Source organism: Azospirillum sp. B21 (assembly GCF_008364825.1).
Classification (GTDB): Bacteria; Pseudomonadota; Alphaproteobacteria; order Azospirillales; family Azospirillaceae; genus Azospirillum.
The window spans coordinates 332,815-348,730 of sequence record NZ_VTTO01000004.1 but is presented as its reverse complement, the minus strand read 5'-3'; the positions used below and the strand labels follow the sequence as shown (position 1 = coordinate 348,730).

General features: G+C 68.2%; 20 protein-coding genes. 8 read left to right on the top strand and 12 right to left on the bottom strand.

The features are described 5' to 3' along the window. Window positions 1-10: 10 nt before the first annotated feature. From FZ983_RS12770 to FZ983_RS12755, 4 genes are read right to left on the bottom strand one after another with little or no spacing between them, the layout of a single operon-like run. Window positions 11-295: a hypothetical protein gene (locus tag FZ983_RS12770; protein WP_149223909.1), complete on the bottom strand. Its 285-nt coding sequence runs from the start codon at window positions 293-295 to the stop codon at window positions 11-13. Beyond that, window positions 288-1,841 carry a portal protein gene (locus tag FZ983_RS12765; RefSeq protein WP_247883731.1) on the bottom strand — a complete coding sequence of 518 codons (1,554 nt, stop codon included), beginning with the start codon at window positions 1,839-1,841 and terminating at the stop codon, window positions 288-290. The genes FZ983_RS12770 and FZ983_RS12765 overlap by 8 nt, the downstream gene beginning before the upstream one ends. After that, a complete protein-coding gene (locus FZ983_RS12760) occupies window positions 1,820-2,212 on the bottom strand; it encodes a hypothetical protein (protein ID WP_149223908.1) in 393 nt (130 codons plus the stop codon). The genes FZ983_RS12765 and FZ983_RS12760 overlap by 22 nt, the downstream gene beginning before the upstream one ends. Continuing rightward, the gene (locus FZ983_RS12755; protein WP_149223907.1) at window positions 2,209-2,613 is read right to left on the bottom strand and encodes a hypothetical protein; all 405 of its coding nucleotides are present in this window, start codon (window positions 2,611-2,613) and stop codon (window positions 2,209-2,211) included. Before FZ983_RS12755 ends, FZ983_RS12760 begins: the two co-directional genes overlap by 4 nt. 162 nt (window positions 2,614-2,775) lie before the next feature. Here FZ983_RS12755 and FZ983_RS12750 point away from each other — a divergent pair, with 162 nt between their 5' ends. Together FZ983_RS12750 and FZ983_RS12745 are read left to right on the top strand one after the other, a co-directional pair. Beyond that, entirely contained in the window at window positions 2,776-3,408 is a 633-nt protein-coding gene (locus FZ983_RS12750; RefSeq protein WP_149223906.1) for a helix-turn-helix transcriptional regulator, read from the top strand. Window positions 3,409-3,627: 219 nt separating this feature from the next. Next, on the top strand, window positions 3,628-3,933 hold the full coding sequence (locus FZ983_RS12745) for a hypothetical protein (RefSeq protein ID WP_149223905.1): 306 nt from the start codon (window positions 3,628-3,630) through the stop codon (window positions 3,931-3,933). On the opposite strand, the gene FZ983_RS12740 is transcribed toward FZ983_RS12745, so the two are convergent. Then, window positions 3,909-4,757, bottom strand: coding sequence for a branched-chain amino acid aminotransferase (locus FZ983_RS12740; RefSeq protein WP_149223904.1), 849 nt, complete (start codon window positions 4,755-4,757; stop codon window positions 3,909-3,911). The two genes, FZ983_RS12745 and FZ983_RS12740, sit on opposite strands and share 25 nt — an antisense overlap. A gap of 229 nt (window positions 4,758-4,986) precedes the next feature. Here FZ983_RS12740 and FZ983_RS12735 point away from each other — a divergent pair, with 229 nt between their 5' ends. Next, window positions 4,987-5,196 carry a hypothetical protein gene (locus FZ983_RS12735; protein ID WP_149223903.1) on the top strand — a complete coding sequence of 70 codons (210 nt, stop codon included), beginning with the start codon at window positions 4,987-4,989 and terminating at the stop codon, window positions 5,194-5,196. A gap of 68 nt (window positions 5,197-5,264) precedes the next feature. On the opposite strand, the gene FZ983_RS12730 is transcribed toward FZ983_RS12735, so the two are convergent. The 7 genes from FZ983_RS12730 to FZ983_RS12700 form a co-directional block, all read right to left on the bottom strand. Further along, entirely contained in the window at window positions 5,265-6,041 is a 777-nt protein-coding gene (locus tag FZ983_RS12730; protein WP_014248975.1) for a succinate dehydrogenase iron-sulfur subunit, read from the bottom strand. 26 nt (window positions 6,042-6,067) lie between these two features. After that, the gene (sdhA, locus tag FZ983_RS12725) at window positions 6,068-7,852 is read right to left on the bottom strand and encodes a succinate dehydrogenase flavoprotein subunit (protein WP_149223902.1); all 1,785 of its coding nucleotides are present in this window, start codon (window positions 7,850-7,852) and stop codon (window positions 6,068-6,070) included. A 5-nt stretch (window positions 7,853-7,857) separates the two neighbouring features. After that, complete coding sequence (gene sdhD / locus FZ983_RS12720) at window positions 7,858-8,253, bottom strand: succinate dehydrogenase, hydrophobic membrane anchor protein (RefSeq protein ID WP_111067317.1); 396 nt, start codon at window positions 8,251-8,253, stop codon at window positions 7,858-7,860. Window positions 8,254-8,264: 11 nt separating this feature from the next. After that, window positions 8,265-8,654 (bottom strand): succinate dehydrogenase, cytochrome b556 subunit, encoded by a 390-nt coding sequence (gene sdhC, locus FZ983_RS12715; RefSeq protein WP_149223901.1) that lies wholly within the window; start codon window positions 8,652-8,654, stop codon window positions 8,265-8,267. A 275-nt stretch (window positions 8,655-8,929) separates the two neighbouring features. Further along, window positions 8,930-9,193 carry a hypothetical protein gene (locus tag FZ983_RS12710; RefSeq protein ID WP_149223900.1) on the bottom strand — a complete coding sequence of 88 codons (264 nt, stop codon included), beginning with the start codon at window positions 9,191-9,193 and terminating at the stop codon, window positions 8,930-8,932. Window positions 9,194-9,294: 101 nt separating this feature from the next. Then, window positions 9,295-10,464 (bottom strand): 23S rRNA (adenine(2503)-C(2))-methyltransferase RlmN, encoded by a 1,170-nt coding sequence (gene rlmN, locus FZ983_RS12705; protein WP_149223899.1) that lies wholly within the window; start codon window positions 10,462-10,464, stop codon window positions 9,295-9,297. Window positions 10,465-10,541: 77 nt separating this feature from the next. Continuing rightward, on the bottom strand, window positions 10,542-11,093 hold the full coding sequence (locus FZ983_RS12700) for an invasion associated locus B family protein (protein ID WP_149223898.1): 552 nt from the start codon (window positions 11,091-11,093) through the stop codon (window positions 10,542-10,544). Window positions 11,094-11,325: 232 nt separating this feature from the next. Here FZ983_RS12700 and FZ983_RS12695 point away from each other — a divergent pair, with 232 nt between their 5' ends. The 5 genes from FZ983_RS12695 (at window position 11,326) to FZ983_RS12675 (ending at window position 15,909) form a co-directional block, all read left to right on the top strand. Further along, the gene (locus FZ983_RS12695) at window positions 11,326-11,700 is read left to right on the top strand and encodes a response regulator (protein WP_149223897.1); all 375 of its coding nucleotides are present in this window, start codon (window positions 11,326-11,328) and stop codon (window positions 11,698-11,700) included. 197 nt (window positions 11,701-11,897) lie between these two features. After that, window positions 11,898-13,538, top strand: coding sequence for a DUF3369 domain-containing protein (locus FZ983_RS12690; RefSeq protein WP_149223896.1), 1,641 nt, complete (start codon window positions 11,898-11,900; stop codon window positions 13,536-13,538). Between the two features lie 122 nt (window positions 13,539-13,660). Further along, entirely contained in the window at window positions 13,661-13,909 is a 249-nt protein-coding gene (locus FZ983_RS12685; RefSeq protein ID WP_149223895.1) for a DUF1272 domain-containing protein, read from the top strand. Between the two features lie 107 nt (window positions 13,910-14,016). Then, the gene (locus tag FZ983_RS12680; protein WP_149223894.1) at window positions 14,017-14,652 is read left to right on the top strand and encodes a glutathione S-transferase C-terminal domain-containing protein; all 636 of its coding nucleotides are present in this window, start codon (window positions 14,017-14,019) and stop codon (window positions 14,650-14,652) included. 75 nt (window positions 14,653-14,727) lie between these two features. After that, window positions 14,728-15,909 (top strand): M20 aminoacylase family protein, encoded by a 1,182-nt coding sequence (locus FZ983_RS12675; protein ID WP_149223893.1) that lies wholly within the window; start codon window positions 14,728-14,730, stop codon window positions 15,907-15,909. The last annotated feature ends 7 nt before the right edge of the window (window positions 15,910-15,916 follow it).

Below are 15,916 nucleotides of genomic sequence, written 5' to 3'. Positions count from 1 at the left end.
ATGCCGCCGGTCAGCCCGCCCGCCCGCGCGCGACGAGCGCGAGGATGGTGGCGACCAGCTGGCGCTGTCCTTCGAGGTGGCGCAGTGCCGCCTCCGGCGCGTCGGGTCCCAGCGCGCGGTCGAGCGTCATCGCCCGCAACACCGCCAGCACCCGCGCGCCGTCGGTCCCGGCGAAGCAGCGGGCGAAGCTGGGCGCCGGATCGGTCCCGGCCGCCGCTGTGGGGATCGGACCGGTCAGGGGCGGCGCCTCCAGCCAATCCCAGCCGGCCCGTTCGACCATCGGCGGCTCAGCCATTGGACAGCTCGGCATTGGACAGCTCGGCATCCGGTGCCGCCGCTGGCTCCGCCCGCATCAGCTTGGCCGGCACGCCGAAGGCCTCGCCCAGCCAGCGGGCCGTCGCCGCCGCATCCACCGCGGTCTCTGCCTCCGGCCCCAGCGCCTTGACGCTGTCCAGCCAGCGCAGGGTCGCCTGGACGTCGCGCTGGGCCTGTGCCTGGGCAAGCGGGGAGCGGTGCTGCAACTCCACCAGACGGCCATCCACGGTGATGTCGGGGATCTCGCCGCGCCGGCACAGAATTGCCACCGCCCGCAGCAGGAGCGGCGTCATCAGCTCCGCCTGCAACCGGCCATAGGTGGCGCCAAGCAGCCGGGCCATCTCCACCGAACGCTCCAGCACTTCGGTCGCGGTCATGCGCGCCGACTCCACCGGACCCAGCCGATCGACCAGCAATGCGTGACGGATGCGCCCGCGCAGGTCGTCCAGCACCAGCTGCGACACGTCGAACCGGCCGGGATTGGCCAACGGCGTCAGCCCGGCCGACCCCATCGCCTTCGGGATGATGGTGCCGGGCACCAGGCGGATGGTGGCGGGATTCAGCACCCCGTCATCCTCCGCCTGCCAGATGCCGGTGACGGCGATGGAGGCGTTCTTCAGCACCAGCTCCACCACCTTGTTGGCGGTCTTGATGTCGGGCAGCGCCTTCATCACCGGCGACCGGCCATAGGTTTCCCCCGGCGCCTTCAGCCAGCGGAAATTGACGAAGGGCGACTGGGCGAAGCGCCCCTGTGCGAGCCAGGACGGCTCGGTCAGCCCGCTGTCCAGCACCACCCCCCAGCGATAGGCCGTACCGTCGGGCAGCACCGCCTCGACCAGAGGGAAGCGGCTGTCGGGTTCGTCGGCCGCCTGTTTGCGCAGCTCGTCGGGCAGGTCCGCACCGGGGAAGCGCTGGAGGATTTGGGCCAGCGTCGCCTCGCTGCGCCGGAAGGTGGCGTCGAGCCGGCCGTCCGGCCCCTCCTCCAGCACCGCCTCGGCCAGCGGCACGGCGGTAAAGCGCAGGCTGGACGGGGCGCCGGGTGCGGCCTCCTCCATCAAGAGGCTGGCGGTGCCGACGGTGACGAGGTCGAGGAAGGCCTGATGCACCTCCACCGCGAAGTTGGAGCGGTCGAAATGCGCCTGCACGATCCCGGCGGCACGGTCGAGCAGCGGAGCGATGCGGTCGCGCTCCGCCCCCACCAGCGCCGGACCGGGCTGGAAGCCGAACCAGCGCGACCAGGGCGGTGTCAGCTCCGACAGCAGGCTGGCCGCCAGCTGTTCCACCGCATCGGGGGCGGTGCCGTCGAACAGCCGGTCGACGCGCCGCTCTCCCGGCGTTCCGCCGCCGCGGAAGGGCCGGCCGTTGGGCAGCGCATGGTCGTAGCAGTCCTGCCAATGGCTCTCCCAGACGGCCCGGCTCTCGCGGGCGACGCGGTAGCGCTCCAGCAGGGCTTCCGGCTCCGACAGGTCCTTCGTCCTGCCTGCCGACCTGCCTGCGGCGGGTTTCACGGCTGCGGATGCAGGCATTCGCGGGTTCCTCCGGTCAGGTGGCGATGCAGTTGCCAGGGGGTCAGCACCCAACGGGCGCGCAGGCCGATCAGGCGCTTGACCGCCTCGACGCAGGTGAAGGGGCCCCAGGGGGCGGGGCCGGCGGGGCGGCGCAGCGGGGCGGGGTCCACCGTCAGCCCCTGGGCGCGGTACCAGCCCGGCAGGTCGAAGTCGGCCGGCAGGTCCAGCACCGCCACGTCGGTGAAGCCCGCCAGCGGATCGACCGCCACCCAGCGCCGCCCGTCGTTCAGCAGGGCCAGGCAATGGCGGAAACCCGGCTTCAGCAGACGCAGCCACCACAGCGGCGCCTCTCCCCGGTACACCACCCAAGCGATCGGGGCGGCTGTCATCGGGCGATGCCCTTGTCGCGCAGGGCCGGTGCGATGACCTCGAAAGCCTCCTGCCACAAGGAATGGGCGCGCTGCTCGCGGAAGCGGTCGGGCGCCGGCGCGCTCTGGCGGCGGCCGTAATGGACCAGCACATGCAGATGGTCGCGCAGCAGCTTGCGCGTCCGGTACAGCCGGTCGACCACCCGCAGCACGTCCTGCGGCTCGCAGGGTCGCTCGACCAGCCCACGCCCGGCGACGACGCGGGCGCCGGCCGCCTTGGCGTCCTGCGCCTGCACCGCCCAGAACCACGCCTCTTCCGCCCCGGCGAAGGGCTCGCCATCGGCGCGGTAAGGCTCGGCCTGCAGCCGAACGACATGGGACGGGCGGGTGGCGGGCAAAGCGGGGGCGGCCGGACTCAGCATGCTGGTCTCCTTGCGGCTTCGGATTTTTGAAAGAGAGCGGCGCCGGGCCAGGATTGCGGCCGCGCCATCTGTTTGCGTTATGTTCCGGCCCGCGGGCGCGGTCAACAGGTTTATGAAAAAGTTCCTAGGGACGCTGTCGCCGCTTTATGAGATTATCGTCCCATGCTGAAACATACGGACATCTGGCGGGCCATCGACCGCCTCGCGGCACAGCACGGGCTCTCCGCCTCCGGGCTGGCACGGCGCGCCGGACTGGACCCGACCACTTTCAACAAGAGCAAGCGCACGACCAGCGACGGCAAGCTGCGCTGGCCATCGACGGAAAGCATCTCCAAGGTGCTGGACGCCACCGGCGCTTCCCTGTCGGAATTCGTGTCGCTGGTCGGCGATGGCGCCGGCACCACCCCGCTGCAGCGGGTTCCGGTGATCGGCTATGCCCAGGCCGGTTCCGCCGGCTATTTCGACGACGCCGGCTTCCCCGCCGGCAGCGGCTGGGACGAACTGCTGTTCCCCAGCCTGGGCGATCCGCACGCCTATGCGCTGGAGATTTCCGGCGACAGCATGGAGCCGGTCTATCGCGACGGCGACACCATCATCGTCTCCCCCGCGGCACAGATCCGCCGCAACGACCGCGTCGTCGTCCGCACCAAGGGCGGCGAGGTGATGGCCAAGCAACTGATCCGCGAAACGGCGACCAAGATCGAGCTTCTGTCGATCAACCGCGCCCACCCCGACCGCAGCATTCCGATGTCGGACGTCGCCTGGATGGCGCGGATCATCTGGGCGAGCCAGTGAGGTAAGTTTTCGCGTCGGGTGCCCCCTCCCCATCCCTCCCCCTCTTCGAGGGAGAGGGGGTAGGACGCTTGCGGGAGTTATCCAACGGAGCGGCGGCAGTTCCCTCTCCCGCGACAGCGGGGGAGGGTTAGGGAGGGGGCAAATGCCTCTCGCACGCCCAACTCTTCCTAGGAAAATTTCCCTTTACCGTCCACCCCGGCAGGGGCTATCGTCCATTCCATGGATCGCGCCGCAAGCCTGGACAGCCTTCACCGCACCCATGACGCCCGACCGCCGACGCCCGAGTTGCGTACCGCTTTGCTCGGCGGTGCCGCCCGCGCCAACGCCGTCAAGCGCGCAGCAACGCTCCGCCTGCACAGCGACCTCGCGGCCGAGGCGCGCCTTGCGGCTTCCCGACGCCGCGGCAGCCTGACCGCCACAACCTGCAGGACCGACGCGTGGCTGGCCCGTTTGGCCGCCACGCTGGCCCATCACCGCCGGGCGGCGGTTGCTCTGCTCGATCAGCGGAACGCGTATTCCCAATAGAGCGCCCGCGCCCGCTGGAAGAGCGGACCGGCCGCGAAGCTGCGGTCCTCCACCTTGGTCACCGGCACGCATTTGGCGTGGTTGCCGGTGGAGAAGACCTCGTCGGCCTCCAGCAAGTCCTTGGGCGTCAGGGTGCATTCCTCCACCGTGACGCCGTCGCCCCGCAGCAGGGCGATGACGCGCTGGCGGGTGATGCCGTTCAGGAAGCAGCCGTTCGGCACCGGGGTGCGCACCACGCCGTCCTTGGCGATGAAGATGTTGGACGTCGCGAACTCCGCCACATTGCCGATGGCGTCCAGCATGATGGCGTTCTGGAAGCCGCGCTTGCGCGCCTCGGTCAGTGCCAGCCCGGCATTGGGATAGAGGCACGCCGCCTTGGCTTCGGTCGGGGCCATGGTCGGGATCGGGCGGCGGCGGGTGGAGATGCAGGCCGCGAAGCCGGTCGGCTGCGGCAGCGGGTCCTCGTAGATCGACAGGACGAAGCGCGTGCTCTCCGGCGCCGGGGCGACGAAGCCGTCATCGGCGTAGAACATCGGGCGGATGTACAGCTCCGCGTCCTTGGGGAAGCGGCGGATGCCGTCCCAACACAGCTCCTCGATCTCGCCGGCGGTGACCATCGGCTCCAGCCCCAGCACCTGGGCCGAACGGATGGCGCGGGCGCAGTGCAGGTCCAGGTCGGGGGCCACGCCCTGGAAGGCGCGCGCGCCGTCGAAGACCGTCGAAGAGAGCCACAGCGTGTGGGACAGCGGTCCGACGATCGGCGGATTGCCCTCCACCCATTCGCCCTGGATCCAGCTCCACGCCTGGCCTGCCATGCCGCCCATGATTGGTCCTTCCCTAGGATAGAAATGTGTTTGCCCGCTGGGCGACGCCGGTTCGCGCCGCCCATTGGTGGTTCGTCGTCGTTGGTGATCTCCGAAGAGCATACCCCCTCGCCGCCGCCGGTCAACCGGTCCGCACGCAATTGTCCCGTGCGATGGAGCGGATTGCGGACTCGCCCGTTGATAGGGGAGAGCAAGCAACCGCCAACGACCCGCAGAGGGGAAGCATTCCATGCCGACCACCGCCCCCGGCCTCAGCGCCACCCCGTCCATCCTGTCCGCCGGCCCGTTCCCCGGCCCGCACGAAGATGCCCCCGTCGTCGACGTGCCGGTAACCGATGCCCCCGACCTGCCCGATCCCGGCGGCCCCGGCACCACCGACAGTCCGGCCCCCGGCAACGACCTGCCGCCGTCGCGCCCGACCGATCCCGACTTCGTCTGACGCGCCCAAACAAAAAAGGCGCCCCCGAAGGGGCGCCTTTTCCGGTGTCGCAAGTCTCGTGTCCGCGATCAGCGGCGCACGACCATCAGCTTCTTGATCTCGGCGATGGCCTTGGCGGGGTTCAGACCCTTCGGGCATGCCTTGGTGCAGTTCATGATGGTGTGGCAGCGGTAGAGGCGGAACGGGTCCTCGAGGTTGTCGAGGCGCTCGCCCGTCATCTCGTCGCGGCTGTCGACGATCCAGCGATAGGCCTGGAGCAGGATCGACGGGCCGAGGTAACGGTCGCCGTTCCACCAGTAGCTGGGGCAGGAGGTCGAGCAGCAGAAGCACAGGATGCACTCGTAGAGGCCGTCCAGCTTGGCGCGGTCCTCCGGCGACTGCAGCCGCTCGCGGCTCGGGGCCGGGGACTGCGACTGCAGCCACGGCTTGATCGATGCGAGCTGGGCGTAGATGTGCTTCAGGTCGGGGACCAGATCCTTCACCACCGGCATGTGCGGCAGCGGGTAGATCTTGACGTCGCCCGGAACCTCGTCGATCGCCTTCAGGCAGGCCAGCGTGTTCGTGCCGTCGATGTTCATCGCGCACGACCCGCAGATGCCCTCGCGGCAGGACCGGCGGAAGGTCAGGGTGCTGTCGACCTGGTTCTTGATGTAGATGATCGCGTCCAGGATCATCGGCCCGAACTTGTCGAGATCGACCACATAGGTGTCGACGCGCGGGTTCTGGCCGTCGTCCGGGTTCCAGCGGTAGATCTTGAAGCTCTTGGCCCGCTTGGCGCCGTTCGCGACGTTGACGGTCTTGCCGACGCCAACCTTGGAGTTGGCTGGCAGGTTGAATTCAACCATGGCTGATTTCCTTTATCCGGCGGGCCTTAGTACACGCGGGCCTTGGGCGGGAAGACCTCGACCTCGTCGGTCAGGGTGTACATGTGGACCGGGCGGTAATCGATCTTCGTCTCGCCATTGTCCGCGACCCAGATGACGGTGTGCTTCATCCAACCTTCGTCGTCGCGGTTCGGATAGTCCTCACGCGCGTGCGCGCCGCGGCTTTCCGGACGGTTCTGGGCGGAATGCAGGGTGGCGACCGCCTGGCCCAGCAGGTTGTCCAGTTCCAGCGCCTCGACCAGATCGGAGTTCCAGACCAGCGAGCGGTCGGAGATGGCGATCTCGCCCTTCTTGGCGTAGACCGCGTCGATCTTCTTCACGCCCTCGTCCAGGACCTCGCCGGTGCGGAAGACGGCGCAGTTGTTCTGCATCGTCCGCTGCATGTCCAGCCGCAGGTCGGCCGACTTGATCGAGCCCTTGGCGTTGCGGATGCGGTCGAACCGCTCCAGCGCCTTGTCGCAAGCATCCGGCTTGACCGACGGGGCCTTGCCCGGCTGGACGATCTCGGCGGCGCGGATGGCGGCCGCACGGCCGAACACCACCAGATCGAGCAGCGAGTTGGAGCCCAGGCGGTTGGCGCCGTGCACCGACACGCAGGCCGCCTCGCCGATGGCCATCAGGCCCGGAACCACCTGATCCGGGTTCTCCGCGGTCGGCGACAGCACCTCGCAGTGAACGTTGGTCGGGATGCCGCCCATGTTGTAATGGACGGTCGGCAGAACCGGGATCGGCTCCTTGGTGACATCCACGCCGGCGAAGATCTTGGCCGTCTCGGCGATGCCGGGCAGGCGCTGGTGGATGATCTCCGGCGGCAGATGCTCCAGGTGCAGGTGGATGTGGTCCTTGTGCTCACCCACGCCGCGGCCTTCGCGGATCTCGATGGTCATCGAGCGGGACACGACGTCGCGCGACGCCAGGTCCTTGGCCGACGGGGCATAGCGCTCCATGAAGCGCTCGCCGTTGGAGTTGGTCAGGTAGCCGCCCTCGCCGCGCACGCCCTCGGTGATGAGGCAGCCGGAGCCGTAGATGCCGGTCGGGTGGAACTGCACGAACTCCATGTCCTGCAGGGGCAGGCCGGCGCGCAGGATCATGCCGCCGCCGTCGCCGGTGCAGGTGTGGGCCGAGGTCGCCGAGAAATAGGCGCGGCCGTAGCCGCCGGTCGCCAGCACCACCAGCTGGCCGCGGAAGCGGTGCAGCGTGCCGTCGTCCAGGTTCCAGGCCAGCACGCCCTTGCAGACGCCGTCCTCCATGATGAGGTCGAGCGCGAAGTATTCGACGAAGAACTCCGCCTCGTGCTTCAGCGACTGCTGGTAGAGGGTGTGCAGGATGGCGTGGCCGGTGCGGTCGGCGGCGGCGCAGGTGCGGTAGGCCTGGGTCTTGCCGTACTGCGCGGTCATGCCGCCGAAGGCGCGCTGGTAGATCTTGCCTTCCGGCGTGCGCGAGAACGGAACGCCGTAATGCTCCAGCTCGATGATCGCCGGGATGGCCTCGCGGCACATGTACTCGATGGCGTCCTGGTCGCCCAGCCAGTCCGACCCCTTCACGGTGTCGTACATGTGGTAGCGCCAGTCGTCCTCGCCCATGTTGCCGAGCGCGGCCGAGATGCCGCCCTGCGCCGCCACGGTGTGGGAGCGGGTCGGAAACACCTTGGTGATGCAGGCGGTCTTCAGGCCCTTTTCGGCCATGCCGAAGGTGGCGCGCAGACCGGCGCCGCCGGCGCCGACGACGACGACGTCATAGGTGTGGTCGATGATGTTGTAGGCGGTCGCCATGGTCGTCAGGCTCCGATGAAGATCTTCACGACGGCCAGCACGCAGGCGGCCGCCAGGGCGAAGGACAGGAACTTGACGCCGATGATCAGCGCCATCTTCTGCCATTCGACATGCACATAGTCTTCGATGACCACCTGCAGCCCGGACTGCGCATGGTGGAAGGTGACCACGGCGGTGAGGACCATCATGACCGCCGAGAAGGGCGACTTCATCCAGGCGACGAAGGCGGCGTGATCGGCACCCAGATGACCGATGACCCCGAAGACGAACCAGACGGTCAGCGGGACCAGGGCGATCGCGGTCAGACGCTGCGACCACCAATGTTCGGTACCATGCTTGGCGGAACCCAGACCGCGCGCGACCTGCAGCGGCGAACGGAGGGTCTTGCTATTGGACGCCATGTCTTATCTCCTCACCACACGGCCAGGCCGACGATCCAGGTCAGCACGGTCAGCACCGCCGTCGCGCCGAGGATGATCTTGTTGTTCCGGTCGGCATCGGTCAGCTCGAACGACTTGCCGGCGTCCCAGACCAGATGGCGGATGCCGTTGCACAGGTGGTAGTACAGCGCCGCCGACCAGCCGAACATCAGGAGCAGGCCGAAGAAGGAGCCGATGAAGCCCTGCGCGCGCGCAAACGCCTCCGGACCGGCGGCGGCGGCGACCAGCCACCAGACCAGCAGAAGCGTGCCCACAGCCAGCCCGACGCCCGTGATGCGGTGCGTGATGGACATGACTGCGCTCAGCGGGAGTTTGTAGACTTGAAGGTGCGGGGAGAGCGGCCGACCGCTGCCGTTTGCCATTGCGTCGTCCTCTGTTCGCGGCCGGGCGCGGCGCAACATGACGATTGCCGCGGCGGCTGGGTGGTGCGTGCCCTTTTGGGACGGCTGTCCGTCCTATTGGTTGGCGCAATGAATTACGCTCCCGCAGCAGCCGAGTCAACGGCGGGGGGTGGCCGAAAGTGCTGGTGTGACGATTTTGGCGCAGCGCGGGAAGTGGCTGAAAAGAAACGGCCTTCGGGTCCTGTGGTAATACCAGCGAATGAGGTCAGTCGGAGGCTGTCCAGCTTGAGCCGCCGCTACTTGTCGAAGCGGCGCACGTTCTCGACCATCATCGAGTACATCTGCGTAATCAGTTCCGCCGGACGAAGACGGCCGAACGGAATGTTGTCCTTGGCCCATTCGACCAGCCCCGGCGGCGGCTTCACCGGCGCCACCTCGTACCCCGCCTTTTTCAACGCCGTGATCACCGCGTGGGCCTGCTTGGCATAATCCTCGTTGAAGAAGGACTTGTCGGCGTCCTTGATCGCCTTGGCGATGATGTCCTCGATGGGGGCGGGCATGCCGATGCTGGGGCCGGGGCTGTTGGCGGAAGTGCCGACACCCTGTCACAGCACGACGCCGTCCGCAATTCCCGGGGGACCGTCCCCCGGCAAACCCAACGTCACGACGCCAGCGCCGCGTCCTTCTCCGCGATGACGGCGGCGATGGCGGCGCGTTCGGCGGCGGTCATGCGCAGGCTGGCGCTCTTCAGCTGGCCGCAGGCGGCCATGATGTCCTCGCCGCGCGGGGTGCGCACGGGGCTGGCATAGCCGGCATTGTTGACGATGTCGCCGAAGACCTGGATCGCGCGCGCGGTCGACCGCTCGTAGGGAGCGCCCGGCCATTCGTTGAAGGGGATCAGGTTGATCTTGGCCGGAATGCCTTCCAGCAGCTTCACCAGCGCCCGCGCATCGGCCGGCGTGTCGTTCACGCCCTTCAGCATCACATATTCGAAGGTGATGCGCCGGGCGTTGGACAGGCCGGGATAGTTGCGGCAGGCCTCCATCAGGTCCCGCAGCGGGTATTTGCGGTTGATGGGCATGATGAGGTTGCGCAGTTCGTCGGTCACCGCGTGCAGGCTGACCGCGAGGTTGACGTTCAGCTCCTCGCCGCAGCGCTCCATCATCGGCACGACGCCGGAGGTCGACAGCGTGATGCGCCGCTTGGAGATCGAAATGCCGTCGCCGTCCATCACGATCTTCAGCGCCTTGGCGACGTTGTCGTAATTGAACAGCGGTTCGCCCATGCCCATCATGACGATGTTGGACAGCATGCGCCCGTCGGGCGGCGCCGGCCATTCGTTCAACATGTCGCGGGCCAGCATCACCTGCGCCACGATCTCCGCCGAATCCAGGTTGCGAACCAGACGCTGCGTGCCCGTATGGCAGAAGCGGCAGGTCAGCGTGCAGCCGACCTGCGAGGAGACGCAGAGCGTGCCGCGATCCTCCTCGGGAATGTGGACGCTCTCCACCTCCTGCCCGTCGGGCATGCGCAGCAGCCACTTGCGGGTGCCGTCCGCCGATTTCAGGTCCTTCACCACCGTCGGCCGCGCCACGATGTAGGCGTCGGCCAGCTTTTCCCGCACCGGCTTGGCCAGCGTGGTCATTTCGGTGAAATCGGTGGAGCCGCGGTGATAGATCCAGTGCCAGAGCTGGCGTGCCCGGAACTTTTCCAGGCCAACGGCCAGCATCTCGGCTTCCAGCTCTTCGCGGGACAGGCCGACAAGGTTCTTGCGTCCGTCGGCATCGGTCGCCGGCAGAACGAAGGCGGAGGCATGATTGGAGGCGCTCATGGCCCCATTACATAGGGCCATGAGCGTTCGGAGTCAAAAGACTCGAGGGAAAAAACCCGAGTAAACCGCTGCGGCGATCAGCGCTTCACGCCGCAGGCCTCGTTGATCGCATCATAGGCCTGTCCGACGCCGGCAAGGCTGTAGGTGTCGGTGGTCCTGGTGCCGCGGCCGGACACGCCCTTCACCACCATCTGCCTGCCGTCGCGAAGCGCCGCCGTCACCGCGCGGTCGCTCTCGGCATCGCGGGCCCAGGCGGTCTCGCCGTCGGTGAACAGCTTGAACTCCTTGCCGTCGACCGAGACCTCGGCTTCGCTGCCCTTCTTGAACGGATAGCCGACAATGATGCTGACGACGTCCAGGGTCTTTTCCGACGGGCGGTGAGTCACCAGCGCGTAGATGTCGCCGCGCTTGGCCTTCGGCTCCGTCTTCTTGGGCTGGCTGGAGATGTAGCAGACCTTCTGCCCCTTCTCCTCGAACGCGAAGGCGTTCCAATCCTTGAAGGTGCCGAGATGGCGCGGGTCGGCGGCGGCGGCCGGCGCGGCCGTCAGGCCGGCGGCAAGAAGCGCGGAGAGGACAGAACCGGCAAAGGCGGCCCCGGCAAATCGGCGGACGGCGTTGGGAAGCAACATCGGTCTTGCGTCTGCTCGTTGTTGGTCCGTGGGGTGCGGGCGGACACTACCCCAAACGGACAGACCATTCCAAGACCGGCAGGCCCGAACAGGCCCGTTTCTCACAGCCGGCAGCGCACGCCTCGTGACACTTCGACACGCTTGAGGACAATGAGGGGTCACAAACTTGCCGCTGGCGTAACCTGAGGTTCACGCTATACCTGCGTCCGGCATGAACGCGACGGGGACTGGCATGGCCAAGCTACTGGTGGTGGACGACGACCCGGTCACGCGCAACCTGATCCGCGCGATCCTGACCCGCGATGGTCATGAACTGACCCTGTGTGCCAGCGCCCCGGAAGCCATCGGCATCCTCTATGTGGAAAAGTTCGACCTCGTCCTGACCGACATCATCATGCCGGATCATGACGGGTTCGAGGTCATTCAGGCCGCGCGCACCCTGCGTCCGGAGATGCCGGTCGTCATCCTGTCGGCCATCGAGGACAAGGTTCCGTCCGAGTTGGCCGCCGCCGCCTTCGCCAGGCTGGGCGTGACGCGCGTCATCTCCAAGCCCGTCAACCCGACCCTTCTCGCATCGGAGGTGGTGGCCGCCATCGTCGCGGGGTGAGGGCGCGGGCCGACGTCTCCGGTTGACGTCTCCGGCTGACATTTCCGGTCGGGCGGTACGGCACGGCGCCGCGGGCGTGGCTACATCGTCGCAGGCATGGATATCGCCGGCCGACCTTTCGTCATCGGTTGAATGAATGGTCGTATGGGATTACTTTGGCGAACGCGCAGCACGCACGCGCAACCGCTGAGAATGCCATGCTCCACGACGATGCACGGCCGGAGATGGCCGGTCCGGTCGCCAAGCCGCCCTTCAAGGTCCTGGTCGTCGATCCCGACCCGTCGCTGCTGGCGACATCCCGGTCGGCGCTGGACGGGCTGTCCATCGAAGGCGCCGGCATCGCGCTGCTGGGCGCCGCCTCCGCCGCCGAGGCGCGCAACGCGCTGCAGCAGTATCCCGACACCGCCCTGATCCTGCTGGAGATCGCGCTGGAAAGCGAACGGGCCGGGCTGGATCTGGTGACCCATCTGCGCCGCGATCTCGGCAACCAGCGCACCCGCATCCTTGTCTGTGCCGGCAATCCCGGGATGACGGCGGAGGACGAGGCGATCGCCGCCAACGACGTCGGCGACTGGCGCGTGAAGGCGGAACTGACGCCGCGAGCGCTCCGTGCCGCCGTGGCCGGACAGCTGCGCACCTTCGCCAGCCTCCAGGCACTGGCCGCCGGGCGCAAGGGGCTGGCCCGCATGTTGGTCGCCACCACCGGCCTCCTGGAGATGCGCACGCCCGACGTGCTGTTCCCCAACATCCTGCCGCGCGTGGTCGGGCTTCTCGGCATCGGCCACCATGCGCTTTTGTGCATCCAGGGCGACACGCTGCCCCGCGACCGCAAGATCCGCGTGCGCGCCTCCACCGGCCGTTTCGCCAAATGGAAGGACGTGGAGGTGTCGGCGCTCGGCGAGCCGCGGGTGGAGGCGGCGCTGGAACGGCTGTCGCCCAGCAGCGAAACCATCATCGAGCCGGATTTCTGCGCTCTGCGCCTGCGCGCCAACGGCGGCATCACCGGCATGATCTATGTCGAGGGCCGCAACGACGGCACCGCCCGCGAATGGCAGTTGCTGGAGCTGTTCCGCAACAAATGCTCCATCGCCTTCGAGAACGCCCTGCTGATCGAGGAGCTGAACACCTCGCAGAAGGCCACCGTCCTGGCGATGGGGGCGCTCGCCGAATACAAGGACAACGCCGCCAGCGGCCATTTGCAGCGCATCGAGAGGCTGGTGGGGTCCATCGCCCGCGAATTGCACCAGCGCGGCAAGTTCGGTGACGAGCTGGACGCCGATTTCGTCGAGAAGGTCGGGCTCGCCGCCTTGCTGCACGATGTCGGCATGCTGAGCGTGTCCGACGAGACGCTGGGCATGCCGGGCGAACTGACCGGCATCGACATGCAGATGATCCAGCGCCACACCGAGATCGGCCACCGCATCCTGGCCGAGGCGGCGGTGCCCCTGCGCGGGCGGTCGCTGCTGTCGATCGCGGCGGAAATCGCGCGCTACCACCATGAACGCTATGACGGGTCTGGCTATCTGGAGGGGCTGAAGGGCAACGCCATTCCCATCGGCGCCCGCATCATGGCGGTGGCGGACGTATTCGACGCGCTGATCACCAGCCGCCAGTACCGCAGCGCCTGGGCGGTGGAGGACGCGATCTCCTGGATCGTCGAACGGGCCGGGCGCGACTTCGATCCCGACGTGGTCGATGCCTTCGTCCATGTCATCCGCCGCTTCCAGACCGACGATCCCGGCTGGTTCCCCAAGGCCGGCGGCGGCCACGGCATGCTGGGCGGCATCATCGGCCGCAAGCTGCGCGCCCTCTTCGGCCGCCGGGCGGAGGCGATGTGATTCCTCCGGGGGAGGGCGCATCGCTTTTGGCAGGATCTTCACGTCCGTCGGCAGCCGCGCCACTCTCCATCCGCCGTGTCCGCGGCTATCCTCGTGGCGCATCCCACACCGGAGACCGCGCCATGCTGGACCTGCGCCCCAACTGCGAATGCTGCGACCGCGACCTGCCACCCGCGGCGGAGAACGCCTATATCTGCTCCTTCGAATGCACCTTCTGCGCGGATTGCCGTGCCCGGCTGCCGGGGCAGCGCTGCCCGAACTGCGGGGGCGAGTTGGTACGGCGGCCGATCCGTCCGGCGTCGAAGCTGGCGGCCAACCCGCCCTCGGCCACCCGCATCGTGAAGCCGGACGGCTGCGCGCCTCTGTTCTGAGTTCCCGAATTGCCCGCGCTGTCGCTGGCGTTCGCCGCGCAAATCGGCCAGACTGTGCCATCGCTCGCGGGGAACCGCCCCGTGCAGAGCGCAGGGACCGTCACCGCATGCTTACGCTCTACAGCTTTCCCACGCCCAACGGTCGCAAGGCCTCCATCCTGCTGGAGGAGTTGGGGCTGACCTACGCCGTCCATCGCGTCGATCTGGCCGCCGGCGAGAACAAGCGGCCGGATTTCCTGGCGATCAGCCCGATCACCAAGATCCCCGCCCTGGTGGAGGAGTTGCCGGGCGGCCGGGTGCGGCGCCTGTTCGGCTCCGGCGCCATCCTGCTGCATTTCGCCGAGCGCACCGGCCGCCTGCTGCCCGAGGACGAGGACGAGCGGGCGGAGGCGATGAGCTGGTTCATGCTGGGCGTCAGCGACCTTGGCCCGACCGCCATCGACATGCAGCGCTTCGCCGCCCGCGCCCCCGACCGCATCCCCCACGCCATCGACCTGTACAAGGGCGAGTTGATGCGCTGCTATTCGGCGCTGGAGGACCGGCTGGGCGTCGCGGAGCATCTGGGCGGCACCACCTACTCCATCGCCGACATCGCCTGCTTCCCCTTCATCGCCGCCGCGGCGGTGGCCGGCGGCGGGCTGCTCGACCGCTTCCCCCACCTGAAGCGCTGGCACGACGCCATGGCCGGCCGGCCGGCGGTGCGGCGCGGCATGGCGGTTCCCGAGATGGCCGTTCCCGGCTAGTCGTTGCGTTCCCGTCACGATCCTTCCACCAGCTTCCCCGAACGGCATCCGGCCGTTCCAACCAGTGTTAGAGACATGCCGATCAACAACCGCATCGCCGCTTTCCAGGACGACATGACCGCGTGGCGGCGCGACATCCACGCCCACCCGGAACTTGGGTTCGAGGAGGAGCGCACCTCCGACATCGTCGCCGCGAAGCTGGCGGAATTCGGCATCACGGTGCATCGCGGCCTGGGTGGAACCGGCGTGGTCGGCACGCTGAAGGGGCTGGGCACCGGCAGCGGCCGGGCCATCGGCCTTCGCGCCGACATGGACGCGCTGCCGATGCCGGAGGCGAACGACTTCGACCATGCCTCGCGCCATGCCGGCAAGATGCACGCCTGCGGCCATGACGGCCACACCGCCATGCTGCTGGGCGCCGCCCGCTATCTGGCGGAGACGCGCAACTTCGACGGCACCGTCCACTTCATCTTCCAGCCGGCCGAGGAAGGGCTTGGCGGTGCGAAGCGGATGATCGACGACGGCCTGTTCAGTCAGTTCGACTGCGAGCAGGTCTATGGCCTGCACAACTGGCCGGAGTTGCCGGCCGGCCAGATCGCCGTCCATCCCGGCCCGGTGATGGCGGCGGCCAACCAGTTCGAGATCCATGTGACCGGCCACGGCGCCCATGCCGCCATGCCCCATCGCGGCATCGACCCGGTCCTGGTGTCCGCCCACATCATCACCGCGGCGCAGAGCCTGGTCAGCCGCGGCACCAACCCGGCCGACAGCGCGGTGGTGTCGATCACGGTGGTGGAGGCAGGGACCGCCGCCAACGTCATCCCCGATGGCGCGCGGATGCTCGGCACCATGCGCACCTTTACGGAAGAAAACCACCGCCGCATCCAGGAGCAGTTCGCCCGCCTCGTCTCCAGCATCGCCGAAGGGCTGGGCGCCAAGGCCGAGTTGCGCTTCCGCCCCGGCTACCCCGCCACCGTCAACAGCGAGCCGGAGGCGCGCGTCGCTGCTGCGGCGGCGGCCAAGGTGGTGGGCGATGGGAATGTGGTCTGGGCCCCCGCCCCGACCATGGCGGCGGAAGACTTCGGCTATATGCTGAAGGAGCGGCCGGGTGCCTACATCTGGCTCGGCCATGGCGGCCACCGCGGTCCGTCCTGCCGCCTGCACAACCCGCATTACGATTTCAACGACGCGATCCTGACCACCGGCGCCAGCTATTGGGCCTCGCTGGTCGAGACGATCCTGCCGCGGAGCGCCTGACCGTCCC